Below are 21,403 nucleotides of genomic sequence, written 5' to 3' on the forward strand. Positions count from 1 at the left end.
ATTTCGTCAGCAGTGCAGTCGATCTACAAGGCGATCTTGACGACCAGGTAATCGCATGCAAGAAAGCTGCCATAAAGGTTTCTTACTTTGCTCGGCGCGAGGCCCCAGAGCGCGGGGCGGCCGATCATGACCGCGTCCGCGCCCAGGCACAGGGCCTTGGCGATGTCGGCGCCGTGCCGGATGCCGCCGTCGAGAACGACCTGGCAGCCGCCGTCCACGGCGTCGACGACCTCCGTGAGACAGTCCGGGGCGCTGCGGGCGAAGTCCAGTTGCCGGCCGCCGTGGTTGGAGACGACCAGCCCGGAGACCCCGTGCTTGACGGCCAGCTTGGCGTCGTCCCCGGTGAGTACGCCCTTCAGCACCACCGGCAGGGACGAGACCTCGCGCAGCCAGGCCAGGTCGTCCCAGGTGATCGAGGAGTCGAACTGCTCGGCCGAGTGCCGTGCGATGGCCGATTCCCCGGCCCGGCTTCCGTGCGAGGCGGCCATCACCTCCGAGGCCAGGTTGACCGCCCGGATGCCCGGCGGCACCGCGAACCCGTTGGCGGCGTCCCGCGGGCGGAACGCGACCCTGGGGGCGTCGACCGTCAGGACCAGCGCCCGGAAACCGGCCGCCTCGGCCCGGCGGATCAGGTCCGCCATCAGGTCCCGGCGCTTGAGCCAGTAGAGCTGCAGCCACAGGGGACCGGTGGCCGCGGCGGCGATGTCCTCGAGCGTCCGGCTCGCGAACATGCTGACCGTCAGGAGCGCCCCGGCGTCGCCCGCGGCCCGCGCGGTCGCCACCTCGCCCTCGGGATGGGCCAGCCGGTGGTACGCCATGGGCGCGATGCCCAGCGGAGCGGCCAGCGGCGCACCCAGCAGCTCGGTGCCCGGGTCGCAGCGGGAGACGTCGACGAGACAGCGCGGCCGCAGCCGGATGCGGTCCAGTGCCTCCCGCCCCGCCGTCAGCATCGACTCGGTGCCGCTGCCGCCGGCGAAGAAGTCCCACACCGGTCCCGGCAACCGCTCCTTGGCCGCCGCCTCGTAGGTGTGCAGCGCCAGCACCACGTCTTCTCCGTTCGCCGTGCGGTCCATGGATGTCGGTCACGTCACCCGCCCTCAGGCGGTGGTCTCACTGATCTGCGCGGTGATGAAGGCGGCCAGCCTGGCGACGCCCTCGACGATCGTCTCCGGGCTCTGCGAGCTGCACGACAGCCGCAGCCGGCGGGTGCCGCCGCCGTCCAGGTGGAAGTCGCTCATCGGGGTCCACAGCACGCCGAAGGCGCGTGCGGAGAGCTCCAGGGCCTGGTGGTCGGCGGCGAAGGGCACGTCGACGACCAGGAAGAAGCCGCCGTCCGGGCGGTTCCAGGAGATGCCGAGCCCGGCCCGGCGCTCCGCGGGGAAGTGCCGCTCCAGCTCGCCGAGCAGTGTGTCCATGTTCGTGCGGTAGTACGCGACGGCCGCGGAGTTCGCCTCGCGGAGCCGGCAGTCGTGCTCGACGAGGATGCCGCCGACGACGGCCTGGCTGACGGCCGAGGTGTTCACCGTGGTCATGCTCTTGATCTTCGACAGCTCGTCGGCGAGCAGCGTGCGCCGCCCGTCCGGGCCGACGACCTCCTGGTCGGCGATGGCGTAGCCGACCCGGGCGCCGGGCAGCGCCGTCTTCGCGAAGGACCCCAGATGCACCACCCGGCGGCCCCGGTCGAGGGCCTTCAGCGTCGGGCGGGCCGAGCCGGTCCGGACGAAGAACCCGTACGGGTCGTCCTCCAGGACCAGCAGGTCCTCCCGCGCGGCCAGGTCCAGCAGCCGCTCCCGCGCCGCGACGCTCATGCTCGCGCCGGACGGGTTGGCGAAGTCCGGGACGACGTAGAAGGCCCGGGGGCGTTCACCGGCTGCCCTGGCCGCGCGGACCGCCGCCAGCACGGCCTCGGGGTCGGGTCCGGCGGGGCCTTCGGGCACCGGCCGGACCCGGACGCCCAGGAGCCGGGCCACGCCCGTGATGCCCACGTAGCAGGGCGAGCTGACCAGCAGGGTGTCCTCGGGGCCGGCGAACAGCGCCCGCAGGACGAGGAGCATGGCCTCCTGGCACCCGGTGGTCACCACGATCGCTTCCGGCGGGACCCGGATCCCCTCGTCGTTCGCGACCGTCCTGGCGATCAGTTCGTGGATGACGCCGTTGGTACGGCCGTACTGGAAGAGCTGGGTGCGCACCCGGTCGCGGGACCAGCCGAGGGTCTTCTCCAGGTAGGTGGTGTACGTCTGGAGATGCCGGGTGAGGTCCTCCGGTTCGAAGTCGCCCTCGGTGGGCCGGCCGGGGGCGAAGGAGATGGCGTCCGGGAAGCGGCCGACGACCTCGTTGAGGAAGTTCATCGCGTCGAGGACCGGGTCGCTGAGCGAGGCGTGCAGCTCGGCGAGGGGCAGGGCCTGCGGGAGCGGCGGGGCGGCTTGGGTCATGGTTTCAGACTCCCCTCGGCGCGGTCGCGTAAGCGGTGCTCAGGCCCCGGGCCCCGGTGCCGCGCGCGGGGATCCGGGCGCGGCCCTGGACGCCGCGGGTCAGGGCCGCCGAGAGCCGGTCGGTGTGGGTGCGGCGCTGTTCCGGCTCCCGGACGGCGCCGAGCCCGCGCAGGGCGTCCACCACCAGGTGCACGTCGTCCGCGAACTCGGCGAGGATGTCGGCGACCGCGGCGGCGTTCGAGCCGAGGATGTCGGTCCACAGCCCGACGTCGCCGCCGGCGAGGCGGGTGACGTCCTGGAGCCCCTGTCCCGCGAGTCCCAGCTGGGACTGGTCGCCGTGCAGCAGCCGCGCCGCGAGCAGGCTCGACACCAGGTGCGGGGCGTGGGAGGTGAGCGCCACCGCCCGGTCGTGCTCGGCGTGGGCCATCACGACCGGCCGGGCTCCGCACAACTCGGCCAGTTCCCCGGCGCGTTCGACGGTCCGCGCCCGGGTCTGCGGGGAGGGGGTGAGCACCCAGGGACGGCCCTGGAACAGGTCGTCGCGGGCGGCCAGCGGCCCGGACAGCTCCCGGCCGCCCATGGGGTGCCCGCCGACGAAACGCGTCAGGTCGCAGCCCGCCCGGGCGGCCTCCCGCTGGGGCGACTCCTTGACGCTCGCCGCGTCCGTGAAGTCGTCCGCGAGCCGCTTCGTCTGATGCTCCTTGAGCGCCACCGCGACCTGCTGCGGCGGCACCGCGATGACGGCCAGCTCGACCGGTTCCCGGGGCCGTCCGGCGACGCCGGCCCCGAGTTCGGCGGCGGTCCGCGCCGCCTGCGGATCCGCGTCGATCAGGTACGTGGTCACGCCCCGGGCCCGAAGGGCCAGGGCGATCGAGGTACCGATCAGGCCGGTCCCGACCACTGCGGCACTGCGCATCAGTGGTTGCTCCACAACAGCGGGAGGAATTCCGGGTCGCTGTAGTCCGGGGTGCCGGCGGCGGTGCGCCGCACGAGCACGTCGTGGTTGTAGGCGACCTGGGTGCCGTCCGAGCGGAAGAAGTCGCGGTAGCGGTTCTCGCCGTCCTGTAGGTGGAAGGAGATGGCGCGGCGCGGGCGGTCGCTGACGTTCGCGCCGCTGCCGTGGTAGGTGCGGCAGTGGTGGAAGTTGACGTGGCCCTTCGGGATGAAGACCGGGATCTTGCGGACCTCGACGCCGTTGTAGGCGGCGTTGTCCTCCAGCATCTGGTCGAGTTCGCGGCGGTCGCGCTCGGCGAAGTGGAGGGAGGTGGCGTCGTTCTCGGCGGTCTCCTTCCAGCGGTGGCTGCCGTCGACCATCGTGATGGTGCCCATCTCCTCACCGCAGTCGTGGAAGGGGATGAAGGCGGTCAGCATGCGTTCGGAGGTGCAGGTGGACCAGTAGTGCCGGTCGAAGTGCCAGGGCACGATGTTCGACTGCTCCTGGGCGACCGGCGGCTTGAAGATGAGGGTCGACTGGAAGACGCGTATCTGCTCGGCCTCGGCGAGCCGCGCGGCCACGGCGCCCAGCAGCGGCTTGCGCAGGATGCGGCCGATGGTGTCGTCCTCGTAGTGGATGTAGTCGTTGTGCCGCTGGACGGGGCCGTGCTCCGGCTCCCAGTACGCCAGCTTGGGCGGGCGGACCGGCAGCGTCCGGTCGCGGTGGCCGGCGTAGAAGCGCTCGCCGGCGGCCTCCAGCCGCTCGATCTCGTCGTCGGTGAAGAGCTTCTTCGACAGGTACCAGCCGTGCTCGGCGTAGAAGGTGACGTCCTCGTCGGTGGGGAGCAGGCCGAGTTCCTCGTCGGTCAGGGAGAAGTCGCGGGCGTCTTGAACGGTCATGGTCTTCCTCACGGGTCCTTGGTGCGATGGACGGGATGCGTGTGGTGCCAGGGTCAGGAGACGGCCTTCTCGCGGGCCACGGCCTCGTAGAGCGCCTTGATGTTGCCGCTGCCGAAGGTGCGGGCGCCGTGCCGGTCGATGACCTCCCAGAAGAAGGTCTTCCGCACGTGCGGGGACTGGGTGAAGATCTGGAACACCTGGCCCCAGTGGTCCTCGTCGATCAGCACGTGGGTGCGGCGCAGGTCCTCGATCTTCAACTCCGGGCGTGCGAAGCGCTCCTGGAGCTGGTCGTAGTAGGCGCCCGGGGTGTGCAGGAACTTGACGCCCCGGGTCTGAAGGGTGGCGACGGTGGAGACGATGTCGTCGCACAGCAGCGCCAGGTGCTGTACTCCGGCGCCGCCGTGGCGGGCCAGGAAGGTGTCGATCTGGCCCGGCTCGCGGCCGGTGACCGGCTCGATCAGGGTGAAGGTCACCTTCCCCGACGGGCTCTGCACCACCTTGGAGTCCATGGCCTGGCTGCCGACCTCGATGAACTCCTCGAAGATCTGGGAGAACCCGAAGACCTTCTCGTAGAAGGCGACGGTGGGCCGGAGCCGGCCCGCCGGCAGGCAGATCGCCGCGTGGTCCACGGTGCTCAGCAGGTGCTCGCCCTCGTCGGGGTCGGGAGCGAAGATGTCCATCACGCCGGGCAGGAACTGCTCGCGGTCGCCGGCGCGCTGGACGAACCGGTGGGCGACGTCCCCGAAACCCAGCACCGACGCGGTGATCACCTCGGTGCCGTCCTTGCTGTGGACGGCGGGCTGTTCGACGGGGGTGGCGCCGCGCTGCACGGCGATCGCGAACGCCTTGGCCGCGTCGGTCACTTCGAAGGCGATGGTGGCGACGCCGTCCCCGTGCCGGGTCACGTAGGCCGCGGCCGGGTGTTCGGGGCTGAGGGCGGAGGTGAGGACGATCTCGATGCCGCCCTGCCGCAGCAGCAGTGAGCGGTGGTCGGCCTGTCCGGTTTCGGGGCCGGCCTGTCCGCAGACGCGGAAGCCGAACGCGGTGCAGAGGTAGAACGCGGACTGCTGGGCGTCCCCGACGTAGAACTCGACGTGGTCCACGGCTCCGATGTCCATGCGATGCCTTTCTGTTTGAATGACCGACAGCTGTGTGCGGCGCTTCCTCAGAAAGCCGAGAGTTCTTCCGCGTCGGCGTTCTGCGGCGGCCAGACGCCGTAGTCGCCCCGCCGGTAGAGCAGTGGTTCGCGGGGGAATACGGCAGTGCCCTCGACCCGGGCGACGATGAGCCAGTGATCGCTCACCTCCATGGCGCTTTCCACCCTGCATTCCGCGTAGCTGAGGGCGATGTCGACGAGCAGCGGCGCTCCTTCGGCGACGGCCGACGACTGCCAGGCGAAACGGGCGAACTTGTCCGTCGCCTTGCTCGCGAAGATCTGCGAGGCGGCCTGCCCGGACGAGGAGAGGAAATTGACGGCGAACGCCTGCGACGACATGATCGCCGGCAGGGTCCTGGACCCCTTGCCCACGGAGATGAGCAGCATCGGCGTCGCGGCCGACACGGCGCACACCGCGTTGCTGGTGAATCCGAAGGGCTCGCCCGTCCCGTCCACCGCCGTGATGACGGCGACCGGGGTCGGGAAGGAACCGAAGAGTTCGCTGAACCGTGCAGAACCGACACCCATCAAGTTCCTCCGCGGAACAGCTTGTGACCGGGTTTCGAAGAGAGCGAATGATTCGACAAAGGATTTTCCGTTGTTTGTCCCGCGGTCAGGATTCGGCGCCGGCTGCACCACCAGAACACGATGAGACACAGGAATTCCTCGACATCCGAACTCGGCGAAAGTGGGCATGGAAAGCGCTCGCAGCCAGGTCAGGGCGGCGAGATGCACCATCGTTCGTGGGCGCGAGTGATGACAAGATGCCGCGATTCGCCGCGAACACCTCGGTAATCCGTGGAAACTGACAGGTGAGGTTGCGTCAGGATTATCCTGAGACAGTCGACCTGCGGAGCGCTCGCCTCAAGACGGGCCTACGCGCAACTACTCACAGGCAGCAGAAAAACACAATAATCGGGGCCCCCCGTGGCCTTTGATACCGGCGATCTTCCCGTGTAGCGGTCAATATCTTATGGGTAACGGTGAGCGAGGTCAACCGATCCCCGATCTTCAATCGTCCGTCCCGATCACTGCTCGTATGCCCGATTTGGTGAACGAAGGCCGGGACTTATCCGCCGACCAGGCCCATGACCTTCGGTTCTCCACCTGTACAGGCTTGAACGGTCACCTCTCGGCCATTAATGGAGTGCATAGCTCCGCCCGCCGCGCAGAAGCCGTTGTGCGCGAAGTCACCAACACCAAGCAGGGCATCCGACCTGAAACTCGCCACATTTTACAAAGCATTGACAAATGCCGACTGGCCGGGCGACACCGCACGCGATGCACCACTTTGCGCAATCCGGTCAGCGGGAGCATGGAGAGGGCCGGCACGGGACCACGCGAGGCCGCCGGCAACCGTCCGGGACGGCACGCGGGCGAACCGGAGCGACACGGGGGGGGCCGGCGGGACCGGGCGCACGGAACCCGTGACCGGGCCACCCGAACCGGCTGACCGGCCACCGCGACCGGCGAGGCCGAACGCACCCGAACCGGCGGGCCGCGCACGCGGTCCCCACCGAGCGGAGCCGCCAGGCGGAGGCGTCAGGCGGAGGCGTCAGGCGGAGGCGTCAGGCGGAGGCGTCAGGCGGAGGCGCCGCGCGACCCGTGCACCGGACGCGCGAAGCGGACGGACGAACCGGGCCCGAGAACCGGACGCGTGAACCGGACGCGTGAACCGGACGCGAGAACCGGACGCGAGATCCCGCAGAACGAGCGCGCGTGAACGCGAGGCAGCCGGCCGGACACGGGAACCGGCGGGCCCGGCGCGCACGGGCCGGCGGGCCGCCGTGAGCAGGTCGGCAGGCAAGGCGCACGCGACCGGGCCGGCCAAGCACGCGGCACTCAGCTCCAGGCGTGCGCCCGGCACGCGGAACCCGGCGGCCTGGCGCGGACCCGGGGCGCGGCGGCTCCCCGGCCGGTCGGCTCCTGGGTGTTCGGGCCGCCCGGCGCCCCCCGCTCCCACCGCCTACACCGCGGCCGCGCGCTCCCCGGCCGGGCGCCTGCGGACGGCGGGGTCGGTGAGGGACGGTGGCTGCCAGACGCCGTCGGCCCGGTAGAGGTCGGTGCCGGGGGCCACGATCTCGTCGATGCGGTCGAGCACCGCGTCGTCGAGGACCAGTTCGGCCCCCTTGAGCGACGCGGTGAGCTGGTCCATCGTGCGCGGGCCGATGATCACCGACGTCACGGCCGGGTGCACCAGCGGAAAGGCGACGGCCAGCTCCGGCAGGGTGCAGCCCACCTCCTCGGTGAGCGCGATGAGCTGCTCGACGACCGCGTACTTCGCGGCGTTGCCGGGGACGGCGGGGTCGAACCGGTGCGGATAGCGCTTGGCCCGGCCGGTGGTGAAGTCGACGGGCCGCCCCTCCCGGTGGGAGCCGGAGAGGAACCCGGAGGCGAGCGGCGACCAGGTCAGCACGCCCATGCCCAGGCGCTGCGCGGTGGGCAGCACGGCCCGCTCGATGCCGCGGGCGAGAATCGAGTACGGCGGCTGCTCCGTGCGCATCCGCATCAGCCCGCGCCGCTCCGCCACGTGGTGCGCCTCCACGAGATCCTCGGCGGGGAACGTGGAGGAGCCGAACGCCCGGATCTTGCCCGCCCTCACCAGGTCGCTGAGGACGGACAGCGTCTCCTCGATGTCGGTGGTGTGGTCCGGGCGGTGCACCTGGTAGAGGTCGATCCAGTCGGTGTCCAGCCGCCGCAGGCTGTCCTCGACGGCCTTGAGGATCCAGCGGCGCGAGTTGCCGCTGCGGTTGCGGCCCTCCCCCAGCGGAAAGTGCACCTTCGTGGCGAGCACCACGTCGTCGCGTCTGCCTTTGAGCGCCTTGCCGACGATCTCCTCGCACTCACCGGCCGAGTACATGTCGGCGCTGTCCACGAAGTTGATGCCGGCGTCGAGCGCGGCGTGGATGATGCGGGCGCCGTCCTCGTGGTCGGGGTTGCCGACGGCCCCGAGCATCATCGTGCCGAGGCAGTGGGTGCTGACTTCGATGCCGGTCTTGCCGAGGACGCGATAGCGCATACCGGTGCTCCGTCACAGGTGGGGCGGGTTGGCGGCGTCAGTGTAGGTCTTGGAGTGCGCTTGAAAACCGGTTCCCGGCCGTCGGGTTGACCGGCCGGCGACCGATCCGAACACTTTGGCCGATACACACCGGGTCGCGGGTGCGTCCCCCCGCCTGCCCGGGGGCGCCGTCCGCACCCCTGTCGAACAGCCGGGGGAGGTGTGCGGCAGCATGGCTGTCCGGACGGTCGGACGAGTACGGCGACGACCGCAGTGACGAGCGCGGTGACGAGCTCAGTGAGAACCGCAGTGACGAGCAGTGACGAGCGCAGTGAAGTGAAAGGACGCCCATGACCGCGGCAGCCCCCGCCCCCAAGCCCGAGATTCTGGCCGCGTTCGAGGCGGCGAAGGGGTTCATGCCCGTCGGTGAGGGGCTCGCGCTGTACGCGGCCGCCGTCGAGGCGGGGCGGCTCGGCCTCCCGTTGCTGGAGGTCGGGACGTACTGCGGGCGCTCGACGATCCTGCTCGCCGACGCGGCCCGCGCCGCCGGGGTCACCGCGCTCACCGTCGACCACCACCGGGGCAGCGAGGAGCAGCAGCCGGGCTGGGACTACCACGACCCGGAGACGGTCGACCCGGAGATCGGGCTGATGGACACGCTGCCGGCCTTCCGGCGCACCCTGCACCGGGCGGGTCTGGAGGACCACGTGGTCGCCGTCGTCGGCCGTTCCCCGCAGATCGCCGCGTTCTGGAACTCCCCGCTCGGCCTCGTCTTCATCGACGGCGGCCACACCGACGAGCACGCCACCGCCGACTACGAGGGCTGGGCCCCCCATGTGGCCCAAGGCGGACTCCTCCTGATCCACGACGTCTTCCCCGACCCGGCGGACGAGTTCACCGGCCAGGCCCCTTACCGCGTCTACCTCCGCGCCCTGGAGTCGGGCGCCTTCACGGAGGTCTCGGCCCACGACTCGCTGCGCGTCCTGCGGCGAACGGGGGCAGGGATCTGAGGGCGCGGTTAGAGTCGCAGACGTGTCGTACTCAGGCCCGGAATTCGATCCCCCGCGGCAGCGCCGGTTCCGGCGGGCGCCGCTCGCTGTCGGTCTTGCCGCGCTGGTGCCCGGTGCGCTGCTCGGATGGGTGGTGTACGAGGGGGCGGGCAGGCCCGGCGGGAGCCCCGGCGCAGGCGCTGCCGGGCAGGCGGACCCGGCGACACCCAAGTCGGCGCCCGTGTCGCCGACGGACGACGCCAAGGTGGCGAGCCCGAGCGCGGCCCTGCCGCTGCGAGGCAAGGTCGTCGTCATCGACCCGGGGCACAACCCGGGGAACTTCCAGCACACGTCCGAGATCAACCAGAAGGTGAACATCGGGACGAACTGGAAGGAGTGCGACACGACGGGTACGTCCACCAACGCCGGGTACAGCGAGGCCCGCTTCACCCTCGACGTCGCGCACCGGCTGCGGACCCTGCTGGAGCGGCAGGGCGCCACGGTGAAGCTGACCCATGACGGGGACCGGCCGGCCTGGGGGCCGTGTGTGACCAGGCGCGCGGAGATCGGCAACGCCGCGCACGCCGACGCGGCCATCTCCCTCCACGCCGACGGAGCACCCGAGGGCGACCGCGGCTTCCACGTCATCCTGCCCGCGTCCGTGCACTCGGGCGCCGCCGACACCCGCCCGATCGTCGCCTCCGCGCGCACCCTCGGCGAGCGCGTCGAGAGCGGCTTCGCGAAGGTCACGGGCTCCGCGCCGTCCAACTACGTCGGCAACGGCACCGGTCTCGACGTACGCGCGGATCTCGGCGGTCTCAATCTGTCAACGGTTCCCAAGGTGTTCATCGAGTGCGGCAACATGCGCGACAGCAAGGACGCGGCACTGTTGACCAGCGGCGCCTGGCGGCAGAAGGCGGCACAGGGAATCTCTGAGGGAATCGTGAGTTTCCTGCGCGGTTAGGCATCGGCGGGCCCCTCGGGGCGGACACCCTGATCGTTCGGACGATAGTGTCCGTCCTACGATTCCTACGATCGGTTTCCAACGATGAGGGGCACACCCCCGCGACGCCTCCTCCGCCGAGACGACCTACGAAGGACCTGAAGTGAATATCCGCTCCCTCACTAGAGGCGACGGCGCGGTGATCGGTGCAGCGGTATTGCTGTTCATCGCGTCGTTCCTCGACACGTTCGACAAGTCCGGCAACGGTGCCCCGAACGCCTGGGACAACCTCGGCCTGGTGATGAGCATGTACGTCGGCGGAATCGCCGGCGCGGTCCTGATCGTCCTCGCCCGCGCACTGCCGCAGCCGCTGAGGTTCGTAGGCCTCGACCTGGGCCAGATCGGCGTCGGCCTCACGGTCTTCTCCGTGTGGACCGCGTTCTGGTCGACCATCGACCCGCTGGGCCCGTTCACCGACGAGTTCAAGAGCCTCGACGTGGGCGCGGGCTCCGGTCTGATCCTCGGCCTGATCGCGGCCCTGGTCCTGGCCGCGGCCGCCGTCGCCACCCCGCTGGTCCCCGCCCTCCAGGCGGCCCTGGTCCCGGCCCCCAAGCCGCCGGCCCCGCAGCCCTACGGCGCCCAGCCCCCCGGCGGCTACGGCTACCCCGGTGCCGGTGCCCCGCAGCCCGGCCAGCCCTACGGCGCCCAGCCGCAGCCCGGTCAGCCGTTCGGCCAGCCGCAGCCCCCGGCCGCCGCGCAGCAGCCGCCGGCCGCGGACTTCTCGCCGTTCTGGTTCGCCGTCCCGGTGGCGCGGCCGCTGTTCGCGGAGGACGGCTCGACCGCGCCGATCGCCGAACTGGCGCCCGGCACCTGGTACTTGGCGGTGGAGCAGCGGGGCGCCGCCCTGGTGGCCCAGACCCAGGACGGCCGCCGTGGCGTGCTCCAGGACACCTCCGGGATCCAGCGCGGCTGAACACCCCGGCCCCTACGGCCCCTTGCCCTTCCGGGTGAGGGGCCGTTGTCGTACAGTCGCCCCGCTGATGATGTAACTGACGTTCAGTCAGGAGGCGGCCATGCGGCTCGGGTTGGCTCTCGGTTACTGGGGGCGCGGGCCCTCCGCGGACCATGTGCCGCTGGCGCGGGAGGCGGAGCGGCTCGGGTACGACTCGGTGTGGACGGCGGAGTCCTGGGGCTCGGACGCCTTCACCCCGCTCACCTGGATCGCCGCGCAGACCTCGACGATCAAGCTGGGTACGGCCGTTGCCCAGATGGCGGCCCGGTCGCCGACCACCACCGCGATGCACGCGCTGACCCTGGACCATCTGTCCGGGGGCCGGATGCTGCTCGGGCTCGGGCTGTCCGGACCGCAGGTCGTCGAGGGCTGGTACGGCCGCCCGTTCCCGAAGTCGCCGCTGACCGCGACCAGGGAGTACGTGGACGTCGTACGGCAGGTGCTGCGCCGCGAGGGGCCGGTGGCGGTGGACGGGCGCTTTCACGCGCTGCCGTACCGGGGGCCGGACGCGACCGGTCTCGGCAAGCCGCTGAAGCCGATCACCCACCCTCTCCGTGCCGGCCTGCCGATCCTGCTCGGCGCCGAGGGGCCGAAGAACGTCGCCCAGACGCTCCGGATCGCCGACGGCTGGCTGCCGCTGTACTGGGCACCGAGCCGGCCCGAGGTGTACGGCCCGGCGGTCGCCGACATCCCCGAGAACTTCCTGGTCGCCCCCATGGCCCAGGTCAGGGTCTGCGACGATGTGGCGGCCGGGCTGCTGCCCGTGAAGGCCATGCTCGGCTTCTACATCGGCGGGATGGGCCACGCGGCCCGCAACTTCCACGCCGACCTGATGGCCCGCATGGGGTACGAGGAGGAGGCCCGGCGGATCCAGGAGCTGTTCCTGTCCGGGCGCCGGGAGGAGGCGGTGCTGGCGGTGCCGGACGCGTTCGCCGACGAGATCTCGCTGGTCGGCCCGCGCGAACGCATCGCCGAGCGGCTGGAGTTGTGGCGCAAGGGCCCGGTGACCGACCTGCTGGCCCTCGCCCCGGACCCTCACACGCTGCGGGTGCTCGCCGAGCTGAACTCCTAACGTCCGGCCAGCTGACCGGCCGAGGGCACCTGGTTCTTCACCGGGGCGCCGGCGCTGCGCCCGGCGTCCTTGACCTTGTTGATGACGTCGTCGAAGGCACCGGCCGCGTTCCCGTCGCCCTTGCGGAGCTTGGCGGGCAGGTCCTTCAGCCCGTCGATGGCGGCGGAGAGCGGTGCGATGGCCTTGGCGAGCAACGGGTCGCCCTCGGCGTTCCGCTTGGCGGCCTTGAGCCTGTTGTAGGCGAAGGCGCCCGCGGCGGCGGCCTTGATCAGGGTGTACGTGCGGCCGTGGGCGCCCTTCTTGAACTTGCCGCCCTTCCACGGTTTCACGATCCACTGGTAGGTCGCGCCGGCGGCGAGACCCGCGTTGGCGACGAACCGCGTCTTGGCGAACTTCTGCTTCTGCGCGGACGTGCTCGGACTGGGTGTGGCGGCCAGCGGGGCCGCCACCATGCCGGTGTCCACGGCCTTGCTCCGGGTGCTGTCGGCGCAGGCGGTGACGCCGGCGACCAGGGCGCAGCAGACGGTGAGCGCGACGACGAGGCGCCGCATCGGTACGGGCACGGGGTCCTCCCGTGTGTCTCGGTGTCGTCCCCGAGTGGGTGCTTCCTCCGGCAGCGTCACCCAGATGGCGGCACCTCGCCACTCGGGGAGAACGCCGTCAAGGTTTCAAGGACCGTTCAGCGGCAAGGCGCAGGGTATGTCCTCTGAACGCGGTGCCAATCAGGCCGGTAGGGTCGTCGCGATCGTCGCCGACATCATGGCCCTCATCCTGGGCCTGTGGATCCTGATGTATCTGCTGGACGCGAACCGGGCGAACAGCCTGGTCCAGTTCGTCCATGACGCGGCCAGCTGGCTCGCCGGCTGGTCACACGACCTGTTCACGTTCGACAAGGCATGGGCGCGGGTGGTGGCAGGGTACGGCCTGGCAGCGGTCGTCTACCTGTTCGTCGGCCACGCGATAGCCAATCGCATGCACCGCCACTGAAAACCCAGGTCAGTGCAACGCCCCGTTAGGGGCGCGGGGCTCTGTCGATATGCGGCTCCGCCGCGTGGGCGCGATCAGCCCACCACGGCGCCGCACCCGCGACCGCACAGCTCCCCCGCCCCACTAGGCGCAACAATCCACCTCAAGCCCCGAAGGAAGCTCCCCGCCCCCGAACACCGCACACGTCGCGTCATGCCCCCCGAGCGCGGCCACGGCGAGCACCAACGACCCCGCCGTCCACGTCGTCAGCTCCCGCGGCCACACCGCGTCGTCCTCGTAGACGTACCCCGTCCAGTACAGCCCCGACTCCGCGTCCCGCAGATGCTGGATGGACTGGAGGATCTCCAGCGCCCGGTCGGACTCCCCCACCGCCCACAGCGCCAGGGCCAGTTCGGCGGACTCCCCGCCCGTCACCCAGGGATTGGGCACGACGCACCGCACCCCGAACCCGGGCACGACGAACCGCTCCCAGTCCTTCGCGATCCGCGCGCCCGCCTCCGCACCGGTCAGCACCCCGCCCAGCACCGGGTAGTACCAGTCCATCGAGTACCGGTCCTTGTCCAGGAACCGCTCCGGGTGCCGCCGTATCGCGTGCCGCAGCGCGCCCACCGCCAACTCCCAGTCCGGCTGCGGCTCTTCCCGCTGCTCGGCGATGGCGAGCGCACAGCGCAGCGCGTGGTGGATCGACGAACTCCCGGTCAGCAGCGCGTCGTCGGTCGCCGTGCCGTCGTCCTCGCGCCGCCAGCCGATCTCGCCGCCCGGCCGCTGCAACCGCAGCACCCACTCGACGGCCGCGTAGACGGCGGGCCACATCCGGTCGAGGAACGTGTCGTCGCCGGTGGACAGGTAGTGGTGCCAGACGCCGACGGCGATATAGGCGACGAAGTTGGACTCACGGGCGCGGTCGGTGACCTCGTCGTGCGCGCCGTCGGCGTACGCCGCGTACCAGGAGCCGTCCTCGTTCTGGTGCCGGGCGAGCCAGTTGTACGCCCGCTCGGCGGCCGCGTGCTCCCCGGCCGCGTCCAGGGCCATCGCGGCCTCGGTGTGGTCCCAGGGGTCGAGGTGGTGCCCTCTGAACCACGGGATCGCGCCGTCCTCCCGCTGCACGGCGAGGATGCCGCGGACGGTCGCGGCGGCCTGCTCGGCGGTGAGGACCCCGGGCAGGACGAGGTGTTCTGTCCGGGGGGTGGTCACTTGGCGGCCGCCTCGGCGTCGGACGCGGCCTTGGCGCCGGCCTCGGTCCGGGGCAGGTGCGGCTTGGTGGCGTACACCACGAAGCTCTTGCCCATGACCGGGTTCAGCGCCTGCTCGGCGACCCGCGTGGCCAGCGGCTTCTTCATGATGTCCCAGACCAGCAGCTTGTGGTACGCCCGCACCGGCAGCGCCTTGTCGTTGTCGACGCCGAACGCGCACTTCAGCCACCAGTACGGCGAGTGCAGCGCGTGGGCGTGGTGGGAGCCGTACGGCCGCAGACCGGCCTCCTTGATCTTCCCGACCAGTTCGTCGGCCCGGTAGATGCGGATGTGGCCGCCCTCGACCTCGTGGTAGGCGTCGGAGAGCGCCCAGCAGACCTTCTCGGGGCCGTAGCGGGGCACGGTGACGGCGATCCGGCCGCCGGGCTTCAGCACCCGCACCATCTCGGCGAGCACGCCCTTGTCGTCGGGGATGTGCTCCATCACCTCGGAGATGATGACGACGTCGAACGACTCGTCGGGGAAGGGGAGGGCCAGCGCGTCGCCCTCCATGGCGGTCGCGGTCGCGCCCGCCGGGGCCTCGCCGGCCTCCTTCATCGCCGCGAACCACTTGGCGACCTCGCGTATCTCCTCGCCGTTCTGGTCGAGGGCCACGACCTGGGCGCCGCGCCGGTAGCACTCGAAGGCGTGCCGGCCGGCCCCGCAGCCGAGGTCCAGGACGCGGTCGCCCGGCGCGAGCGGGAACCGGGAGAAGTCGACGGTCAGCACGTGGCCCTGCTTTCACTCTCGTGACGAACACCAGCTGAGGCCGCGGAACGGCCGGGGTCGCGGGGCGCGGGGCGGGCTGGTACGGCGTCGCCCGCACGGCGGGCGATCGCCTCGCGGTAGTGGGCCACGGTGCCCTCCGCGGCGCGCGCCCAGGTGTAGTGGCGCAGCACCCGCTCACGGCCCGCCCGGCCGAGCCGCAGCCTGAGGTCGGCGTCGCCCAGCAGCCGGCCGAGCCCGGCGGCCAGCGCGCCCGCGTCGCCGGGGGGCACGGCCAGGCAGGTCTCGCCGTCGCGCCCGGCGACCTCGGGGATCGCGCCGCCGGTCGTCGCGACCAGCGGGGTGCCGGTCGCCATGGCCTCGGCGGCGGGCAGCGAGAAGCCCTCGTAGAGCGAGGGCACGCAGGCGACCTCGGCGGATCGGACCAGGTCGACGAGTTCGGCGTCGGAGATGCCCTTGACGAACTCGACGGCGCCGTGGAGGCCGTACCGCTCCACGGCCTGCGCGACGGGCCCCTCGGCGGGCCGCTTGCCGACGACGACGAGGTGGGCGGCCGGGTGCTCGGTCCGTACCTTGGCGAGGGCCTCGACGAGGAAGACGAGCCCCTTGAGCGGGACGTCCGCGCTGGAGGTGGTGACGATCCGGCCGGGTACCTGGGGGACGGCGGGATTCGGCGCGAAGAGGTCGGTGTCGGCGCCGATGTGGACGACGTGGACGCGGTCCTCGCGTACGCCGAGGTGGTCGACGATCTCCTGGCGGGAGGTGCCGGAGACGGTGAGCACGGAGGGCAGCCGGCGGGCGACCCGCTTCTGCATCCGGGTGAAGGCGTACCAGCGCCGTACGGAGTACCGCCGTTTCCATCCCTCGGCGGCGTCCAGCTCCAACTGCCGGTCGACGGTGATGGGATGGTGGATGGTGGTGACGAGGGGGGCGCCGATGTCCCCCAACAGGCCGTATCCGAGAGTCTGGTTGTCGTGGATGACGTCGAACTCCCCGGCGCGGGCGCGCAGATGGCGGCGGGCGCGCAGGGAGAAGGTCAGCGGTTCGGGGAAGCCGCCGGTCCACATGGTGGCCACTTCGAGGGCGTCGACCCAGTCCCGGTACTCGTCCCGCCCGGGCGTCCGGAAGGGGTCCGGGGAGCGGTACAGATCGAGGCTGGGCAGCTCGGTGAGGGTGAGGCCCGGGTATCCCTCGTCGAGGACGGGGTACGGCTGCGAGCCGACGACCTCGACCCGGTGCCCGAGCCGGGCCAGCTCGCGCGACAGGTGCCGTACGTAGACACCCTGGCCGCCGCAGAACGGGTTCCCTTTATAGGTGAGGAGCGCGATGTCGAGCGGTCGCTCGCCGTCGGCGGCGGGTTCCTCGTCGGCACCCGCCCGACTGGCCTCAGCGGTCACTCCGGGCCCCCTTCTCCCTGCACTTTCCCGTGAGGTTACGCCGGGACGCTAATCTAGAACAAGTTTCAGACTTGATCGTCCAAGAGGCTCTGAATCTACCGGCAGGTAGGGGCGGAGTGAGCAGTGGATCGGGTGATTCGCGCCACGGCGGGAACCCCTGCCATGCTGTCTGATCACTCGCCCTGAGCACTGCCCTCACCGACTGTCACGGACGGGACCCATGCCTGCGGAAGCCAAGGTGGACATCGGCGCCAGATCGGCCACCCCGCCGCTCACCGAGCGGCAGGAGGCCCGGCGCCGCCGGATCCTGCACGCGAGCGCCCAGCTGGCCAGCCGGGGCGGTTTCGACGCGGTGCAGATGCGCGAGGTGGCCGAGTCCTCCCAGGTGGCCCTGGGCACCCTGTACCGGTACTTCCCGTCCAAGGTGCATCTGCTGGTGGCGACCATGCAGGACCAGCTGGAGCACATGCACGGCACACTGCGCAAGAAGCCGCCGGCGGGCGAGACGGCCTCCGAGCGGGTCGCCGAGACCCTCATGCGGGCCTTCCGCGCGCTCCAGCGGGAGCCGCACCTGGCCGACGCGATGGTCAGGGCCCTCACCTTCGCCGACCGCAGCGTCTCCCCCGAGGTGGACCAGGTCTCCCGGCAGACGACGGCGATCATCCTGGACGCGATGGGCCTGACCGACCCCACCCCCGCCCAGCTGTCCGCCGTCCGGGTGATCGAGCACACCTGGCACTCGGCCCTGATCACCTGGCTCTCGGGCCGCGCCTCCATCGCCCAGGTGAAGATCGACATCGAGACGGTGTGCCGCCTGATCGACCTGACGGAGCCGGACGCGAAGCCGTAGGGGCCCCAGGACGCACGAGGACCTACGAGACGGGTTCCCTTCGCCGGCATGGTCCGGATCAGGTGGTGGAGGTCGCCGTGCGGCCCAACTGCTGCCTTCCGGCCTCTCAGCCCGAGCGTCGACGTCGGCACTGGCGGATGCATCTGCATCTGCGTCACGCCTGAGTCGGCTACTCCGCTCGGACTCCCTCACTCGCCTCGTAGGCCAATACCAGGATAGAACGGGCAGAGCGTATAGGAACCCCCCAATCAATGATTTTTTTGACTTTTCCTGGCGCGTCCGCCAGGACCGCGGAACGGCACCCCGGCCACCTGGCAGGACTCCGTGGCAGCCGGGGCGGAAACCGCCTGGCGAGGCGCCCTTCCCCGAACGCAGAATCCACCCCATGGCACTCATCCACCGCACCACCCTCAAGCCCACCAAGCTCGAACTCCTCGCCGGCTGGCTGCCCACCCGCCCCTGGTACCACGGCCCCGCCGCACCGGAGCTGGTGAAGGCCGGCGGGTTCCGGCTCGACGACCCGGCGGGCGAGGTCGGGATCGAGTTCATGATCGTCACCGCGGCCGCCGACGGAGCGGAGGGTGCGGAGGGCACCCGGGAGCCGGGGGCGTACCTCGTACCGCTCACGTATCGCGGCGCCCCGCTCGACGGCGCCGGACACGCGCTCGTGGGCACCACGGAGCACGGGGTCCTCGGTACCCGCTGGGTCTACGACGGCTGCCACGACCCGGTCCTGACCGCCGGGCTGCTCGCCCTGATCGAGGGCCGTACGCAGGCACAGGCGCAGAGCATCACCGACACCCCCGACCGGGAGGTCGCCCGTTCCTACGCCGGCGAGGGCCCCCTGCCGGGCCTCGGCGCCCCCGTCGACACCGACGAGAGCACCGAGTTCGCCGTACCGGACAGCGGCCTGGTACTGCGGCTGCGGCGCGTGCTGGCCCCCGGCCCGACCCCGCCCGAGGGCGCGGTCGGGCACGTCACCGGCGCCTGGGACCAGCCGGACGGCACCCGCCCCCGGGCCGTGTTCGCGGCCCTTCAGGCCCGGTAGAGGCCCCTGGGGCCTGTGGGCCCTAGTCCTCCGGTGGGAACACCGGCTCCCCGCTGCCCAGCAGAGTGATCGTGATCGCCTCCACCGGGCAGTTCTCCGCCGCGTCGAGGATCTTTCCGTTGGCGTCCGTCTCCGGGTCCACGGGGTGGGACTGCATGGCGGAGTCGAGGCGGAAGGAGCCGGTGGCCCGGTGGACGCACTGGGCCGAGCCGATGCAGAGGGCACGGTCGACCTCGACGTGCCAGCGGTCACCCATGGCGGCCTCTCATCCTTCCCAGCCGGCCGGCAGGTGGATCATCTTGTGTTCGAGGAACTCGCCGTACCCCTCCGGACCGAACTCCCGCCCCAGACCGGAGTTCTTGTAGCCGCCGAAGGGGCCCAGCATGTCGAGGCTGAAGGTGTTCACGGAGTAGGTCCCCGTGCGGACCTGCCGCGCGACCTCGATGCCGTGTGCCACGTCCGCCGTCCACACGCTTCCGCTCAGCCCGTAGTCCGAGTCGTTCGCGATCTTCAGGGCCTCGGACTCGTCCCCGTAGGGGAGCAGGCAGATCACCGGGCCGAAGATCTCCTCGCGGGCGATCCGCATGGAGTTGTCGACATCGCCGAAGAGGGTGGGTTCGACGTACCAGCCCTTGTCCAGCCCCGCCGGCCGCCCGCCACCGGTGAGGATCTTGGCGCCCTCCTCCTGGCCGATGCGGATGTAGTCCAGGTTCCGCTGCTGCTGGCGGCGTGCGACCAGCGGGCCCACCTGGGTGGCCGGGTCCAGCGGGTCGCCGACCTTCAGGGCGCTCGCCGCGGCCGCGAAGGCGTCGGCGAACTCGTCGTAGCGGGAGCGCGGGACGAGGATGCGGGTCTGGGCGACGCACGCCTGGCCGTTGTTCATCCAGGCCGCCGGCACGATGCCGGCGACGGCGGCGGCCACGTCCGCGTCCGGGAGCACGACGGCCGCCGACTTGCCGCCGAGTTCCAGGGTCACCCGGGTGAGGTTCTTCGCGGCGACCTCCATCACGCGCTTGCCGGCCGCGACCGAGCCGGTGAAGGAGACCTTGTCGACGCCCGGGTGGGAGACCAGGTACTCACTCACCTCACGGTCCGCGGGAAGGATGGAGAGCACCCCGTCCGGCAGCCCCGCCTCCTTCGTGATCTCACCGAGGATGTACGCGTCCAGCGGCGACTCCGGGGACGGCTTCAGCACCACCGTGCAGCCGGTGAGCAGCGCCGGGGCCAGCTTGGCGGCGGCCACGAACTGGGGCACGTTCCAGGGCACCACGGCCGCCACGACCCCGACCGGCTCCCGGCGTACCAGGATCTTCCCGAGCACCCCGTCGCGCGTCTGCTCGTACGTGAAGTCACGCGCGACCCTGATCGCCGCGTCCCAGACCATCATCGCGCCGAGGGCCTGCGCGAGGACGCTCCAGGAGTACGGCGAACCGTTCTCGGAGGAGATCACCCGGGCGATCTCCTCGTGCCGGACCGCGATCGCGTCCTTGATGCGGGTGACGACCTCGATCCGCTCGTCGAGCGTCATCCGCGGCCAGGGCCCCTCGTCGAAGGCCCGCCGCGCCACCGCCACCGCCCGGTCCACGTCCTCCCGCGAGGCATGCGGCACCCGCCCGAAGACCTCCTCGGTGTGCGGAGAGACCACCTCGATGACGTCCTTGCCCAGGGGGTCGGTCAACTCCCCGCCGATGAACAGCTGTCCGTGTTCCAGGAACTCGGTCATGGCGCCCCGCCACCCTTCCTGACGATGTTTCAGAACTGATACCAGTTCTAGTTGAACTAAGCCAGGGATGGGACCGAATAGGCTCTCACCAGCATTTTTGGCATCGCCGAGGGGGACGCCGTCCGCCCCGGGGGCTCAGGTCTTCGAGGCCGGCCGCCACTCGTCGGCGAGGAGTCCGAGCAGCACCTCGTCCAGGAACTCGCCCATCACCCAGGCCGAGGAGCGCAGCACGCCCTCACGGACGAAGCCGTTGCGCTCGGCGGCGCGCAGCATCGCGGTGTTGTCGGCCAGCGTCTCGATCTGCAGCCGTTGCAGGCCGCGCACGACGAAACCGTAGTGGCACAGCACCGCGACCACGTCGGCGCCGTGGCCCTTGCCGCGGGCGGACGGCAACAGTCCCAGCCCGATGTGCGCGAAGCGGTTGTGGTTGTCGATGCCCCACAGCGTCGCGCTGCCGACCAGCGTGCCGCCCGCCAGCTCGACCACGGAGAACTTGACGCTGTCCTCCCCCTTGTGCTCCACCGTGAGCTGCGGGTCCTTCGAGTCCGGCGAGACCGGCCGCCACGGCTCGCTCCCGGTCCGCGAACCGTAGACCACGTCGTCGTAGAGCTCGGCCCGCAGAACCGGGATGTCCTCCTCGTGCCGGGCCCTGAGCCCGACCGTGTCGCCTCTCAGCATGCGAACTTCCTATCCGGCCGGTCCGGTCGGCGGCAAACCAATATGCGGCCGCCACGGCCGGCGCCCGAACCGCCCGCGGACGGCCGGCGAAGGGACACCGGCCTGGCCCGGCGGCCAACCGGCTGCGGCGCGTCCGCACCCCTCCCGCCGCCGTCGCGGCCATGAGCCTGCCGGTCGCCGCAGTCATCGCGTACGACCGGCCCGCCGACCGCGGCGTCCTCCTCCGGCACGGCGAGCGCGCCAGGTTCGCCCGGGGCAGACGGGGCCTCCCCGGCCGTGGCTTTCTCCCTCCACCTTACGCGTCATTTGTTTAAAATTCAAGGAGAG

The 21,403-nt window shown here is 71.2% G+C and carries 21 protein-coding genes and 1 riboswitch; of the genes, 7 read left to right on the forward strand and 14 right to left on the reverse strand.

The window, feature by feature from the left end:
* Positions 1-23: 23 nt before the first annotated feature.
* The 7 genes from AB0P24_RS45520 to AB0P24_RS45550 all read right to left on the reverse strand — a co-directional run bounded on the left by AB0P24_RS45520 (position 24) and on the right by AB0P24_RS45550 (position 8,440).
* Positions 24-1,073: an alpha-hydroxy acid oxidase gene (locus AB0P24_RS45520; RefSeq protein WP_365804972.1), complete on the reverse strand. Its 1,050-nt coding sequence runs from the start codon at positions 1,071-1,073 to the stop codon at positions 24-26.
* Between the two features lie 24 nt (positions 1,074-1,097).
* The gene (locus AB0P24_RS45525; RefSeq protein ID WP_365804974.1) at positions 1,098-2,432 is read right to left on the reverse strand and encodes a PLP-dependent aminotransferase family protein; all 1,335 of its coding nucleotides are present in this window, start codon (positions 2,430-2,432) and stop codon (positions 1,098-1,100) included.
* A 4-nt stretch (positions 2,433-2,436) separates the two neighbouring features.
* The gene (locus AB0P24_RS45530) at positions 2,437-3,348 is read right to left on the reverse strand and encodes a prephenate dehydrogenase (RefSeq protein WP_365804976.1); all 912 of its coding nucleotides are present in this window, start codon (positions 3,346-3,348) and stop codon (positions 2,437-2,439) included.
* A complete protein-coding gene (locus AB0P24_RS45535) occupies positions 3,348-4,265 on the reverse strand; it encodes a phytanoyl-CoA dioxygenase family protein (protein WP_365804978.1) in 918 nt (305 codons plus the stop codon). The genes AB0P24_RS45530 and AB0P24_RS45535 overlap by 1 nt, the downstream gene beginning before the upstream one ends.
* 53 nt (positions 4,266-4,318) lie before the next feature.
* Entirely contained in the window at positions 4,319-5,383 is a 1,065-nt protein-coding gene (gene hppD, locus AB0P24_RS45540) for a 4-hydroxyphenylpyruvate dioxygenase (RefSeq protein WP_365804980.1), read from the reverse strand.
* Positions 5,384-5,430: 47 nt separating this feature from the next.
* Positions 5,431-6,159 (reverse strand): flavin reductase family protein, encoded by a 729-nt coding sequence (locus AB0P24_RS45545; RefSeq protein WP_365804982.1) that lies wholly within the window; start codon positions 6,157-6,159, stop codon positions 5,431-5,433.
* Between the two features lie 1,228 nt (positions 6,160-7,387).
* Positions 7,388-8,440 carry an aldo/keto reductase gene (locus tag AB0P24_RS45550; protein WP_365804984.1) on the reverse strand — a complete coding sequence of 351 codons (1,053 nt, stop codon included), beginning with the start codon at positions 8,438-8,440 and terminating at the stop codon, positions 7,388-7,390.
* A 329-nt stretch (positions 8,441-8,769) separates the two neighbouring features.
* Between AB0P24_RS45550 and AB0P24_RS45555 the strand changes: the two genes are divergently transcribed.
* The 4 genes from AB0P24_RS45555 to AB0P24_RS45570 all read left to right on the forward strand — a co-directional run bounded on the left by AB0P24_RS45555 (position 8,770) and on the right by AB0P24_RS45570 (position 12,435).
* Positions 8,770-9,429 (forward strand): class I SAM-dependent methyltransferase, encoded by a 660-nt coding sequence (locus AB0P24_RS45555; RefSeq protein ID WP_365804986.1) that lies wholly within the window; start codon positions 8,770-8,772, stop codon positions 9,427-9,429.
* Between the two features lie 22 nt (positions 9,430-9,451).
* On the forward strand, positions 9,452-10,372 hold the full coding sequence (locus AB0P24_RS45560; RefSeq protein WP_365804988.1) for an N-acetylmuramoyl-L-alanine amidase: 921 nt from the start codon (positions 9,452-9,454) through the stop codon (positions 10,370-10,372).
* A 142-nt stretch (positions 10,373-10,514) separates the two neighbouring features.
* Positions 10,515-11,324, forward strand: coding sequence for a hypothetical protein (locus AB0P24_RS45565; RefSeq protein WP_365804990.1), 810 nt, complete (start codon positions 10,515-10,517; stop codon positions 11,322-11,324).
* A 100-nt stretch (positions 11,325-11,424) separates the two neighbouring features.
* A complete protein-coding gene (locus tag AB0P24_RS45570) occupies positions 11,425-12,435 on the forward strand; it encodes an LLM class F420-dependent oxidoreductase (RefSeq protein ID WP_365804992.1) in 1,011 nt (336 codons plus the stop codon).
* Here AB0P24_RS45570 and AB0P24_RS45575 read toward each other — a convergent pair.
* Positions 12,432-12,998 (reverse strand): hypothetical protein, encoded by a 567-nt coding sequence (locus AB0P24_RS45575; protein ID WP_365804994.1) that lies wholly within the window; start codon positions 12,996-12,998, stop codon positions 12,432-12,434. The genes AB0P24_RS45570 and AB0P24_RS45575 overlap by 4 nt on opposite strands.
* A gap of 136 nt (positions 12,999-13,134) precedes the next feature.
* Between AB0P24_RS45575 and AB0P24_RS45580 the strand changes: the two genes are divergently transcribed.
* Complete coding sequence (locus tag AB0P24_RS45580; RefSeq protein ID WP_234543389.1) at positions 13,135-13,422, forward strand: hypothetical protein; 288 nt, start codon at positions 13,135-13,137, stop codon at positions 13,420-13,422.
* Positions 13,423-13,545: 123 nt separating this feature from the next.
* Here AB0P24_RS45580 and AB0P24_RS45585 read toward each other — a convergent pair whose 3' ends face one another.
* From AB0P24_RS45585 to AB0P24_RS45595, 3 genes are read right to left on the reverse strand one after another with little or no spacing between them, the layout of a single operon-like run.
* The gene (locus AB0P24_RS45585; protein WP_365804996.1) at positions 13,546-14,616 is read right to left on the reverse strand and encodes a prenyltransferase/squalene oxidase repeat-containing protein; all 1,071 of its coding nucleotides are present in this window, start codon (positions 14,614-14,616) and stop codon (positions 13,546-13,548) included.
* Positions 14,613-15,383 (reverse strand): class I SAM-dependent methyltransferase, encoded by a 771-nt coding sequence (locus tag AB0P24_RS45590; protein WP_365804998.1) that lies wholly within the window; start codon positions 15,381-15,383, stop codon positions 14,613-14,615. The genes AB0P24_RS45585 and AB0P24_RS45590 overlap by 4 nt, the downstream gene beginning before the upstream one ends.
* On the reverse strand, positions 15,377-16,777 hold the full coding sequence (locus tag AB0P24_RS45595) for a glycosyltransferase family 4 protein (protein ID WP_365805000.1): 1,401 nt from the start codon (positions 16,775-16,777) through the stop codon (positions 15,377-15,379). Before AB0P24_RS45595 ends, AB0P24_RS45590 begins: the two co-directional genes overlap by 7 nt.
* Before the next feature lie 220 nt (positions 16,778-16,997).
* Between AB0P24_RS45595 and AB0P24_RS45600 the strand changes: the two genes are divergently transcribed.
* Both AB0P24_RS45600 and AB0P24_RS45605 read left to right on the forward strand, forming a co-directional pair.
* On the forward strand, positions 16,998-17,627 hold the full coding sequence (locus AB0P24_RS45600) for a TetR family transcriptional regulator (protein WP_365805002.1): 630 nt from the start codon (positions 16,998-17,000) through the stop codon (positions 17,625-17,627).
* Between the two features lie 18 nt (positions 17,628-17,645).
* A riboswitch (TPP riboswitch) is annotated at positions 17,646-17,827 on the reverse strand.
* Positions 17,828-18,012: 185 nt separating this feature from the next.
* Positions 18,013-18,675 carry a 1,4-alpha-glucan branching protein gene (locus tag AB0P24_RS45605; RefSeq protein WP_365805004.1) on the forward strand — a complete coding sequence of 221 codons (663 nt, stop codon included), beginning with the start codon at positions 18,013-18,015 and terminating at the stop codon, positions 18,673-18,675.
* A gap of 22 nt (positions 18,676-18,697) precedes the next feature.
* Here the strand turns inward: AB0P24_RS45605 and AB0P24_RS45610 are convergent, their stop codons facing one another.
* The 3 genes from AB0P24_RS45610 to AB0P24_RS45620 all read right to left on the reverse strand — a co-directional run bounded on the left by AB0P24_RS45610 (position 18,698) and on the right by AB0P24_RS45620 (position 21,076).
* Complete coding sequence (locus AB0P24_RS45610; protein WP_365805006.1) at positions 18,698-18,931, reverse strand: ferredoxin; 234 nt, start codon at positions 18,929-18,931, stop codon at positions 18,698-18,700.
* Between the two features lie 9 nt (positions 18,932-18,940).
* Complete coding sequence (locus AB0P24_RS45615; RefSeq protein ID WP_365805008.1) at positions 18,941-20,398, reverse strand: aldehyde dehydrogenase; 1,458 nt, start codon at positions 20,396-20,398, stop codon at positions 18,941-18,943.
* Between the two features lie 135 nt (positions 20,399-20,533).
* Positions 20,534-21,076: a GNAT family protein gene (locus tag AB0P24_RS45620; protein ID WP_365805010.1), complete on the reverse strand. Its 543-nt coding sequence runs from the start codon at positions 21,074-21,076 to the stop codon at positions 20,534-20,536.
* Positions 21,077-21,403 lie beyond the last annotated feature (327 nt).

This window comes from Streptomyces sp. NPDC086519 (assembly GCF_040686075.1).
In the GTDB taxonomy this organism is placed as follows: domain Bacteria; phylum Actinomycetota; class Actinomycetes; order Streptomycetales; family Streptomycetaceae; genus Streptomyces; species Streptomyces shenzhenensis.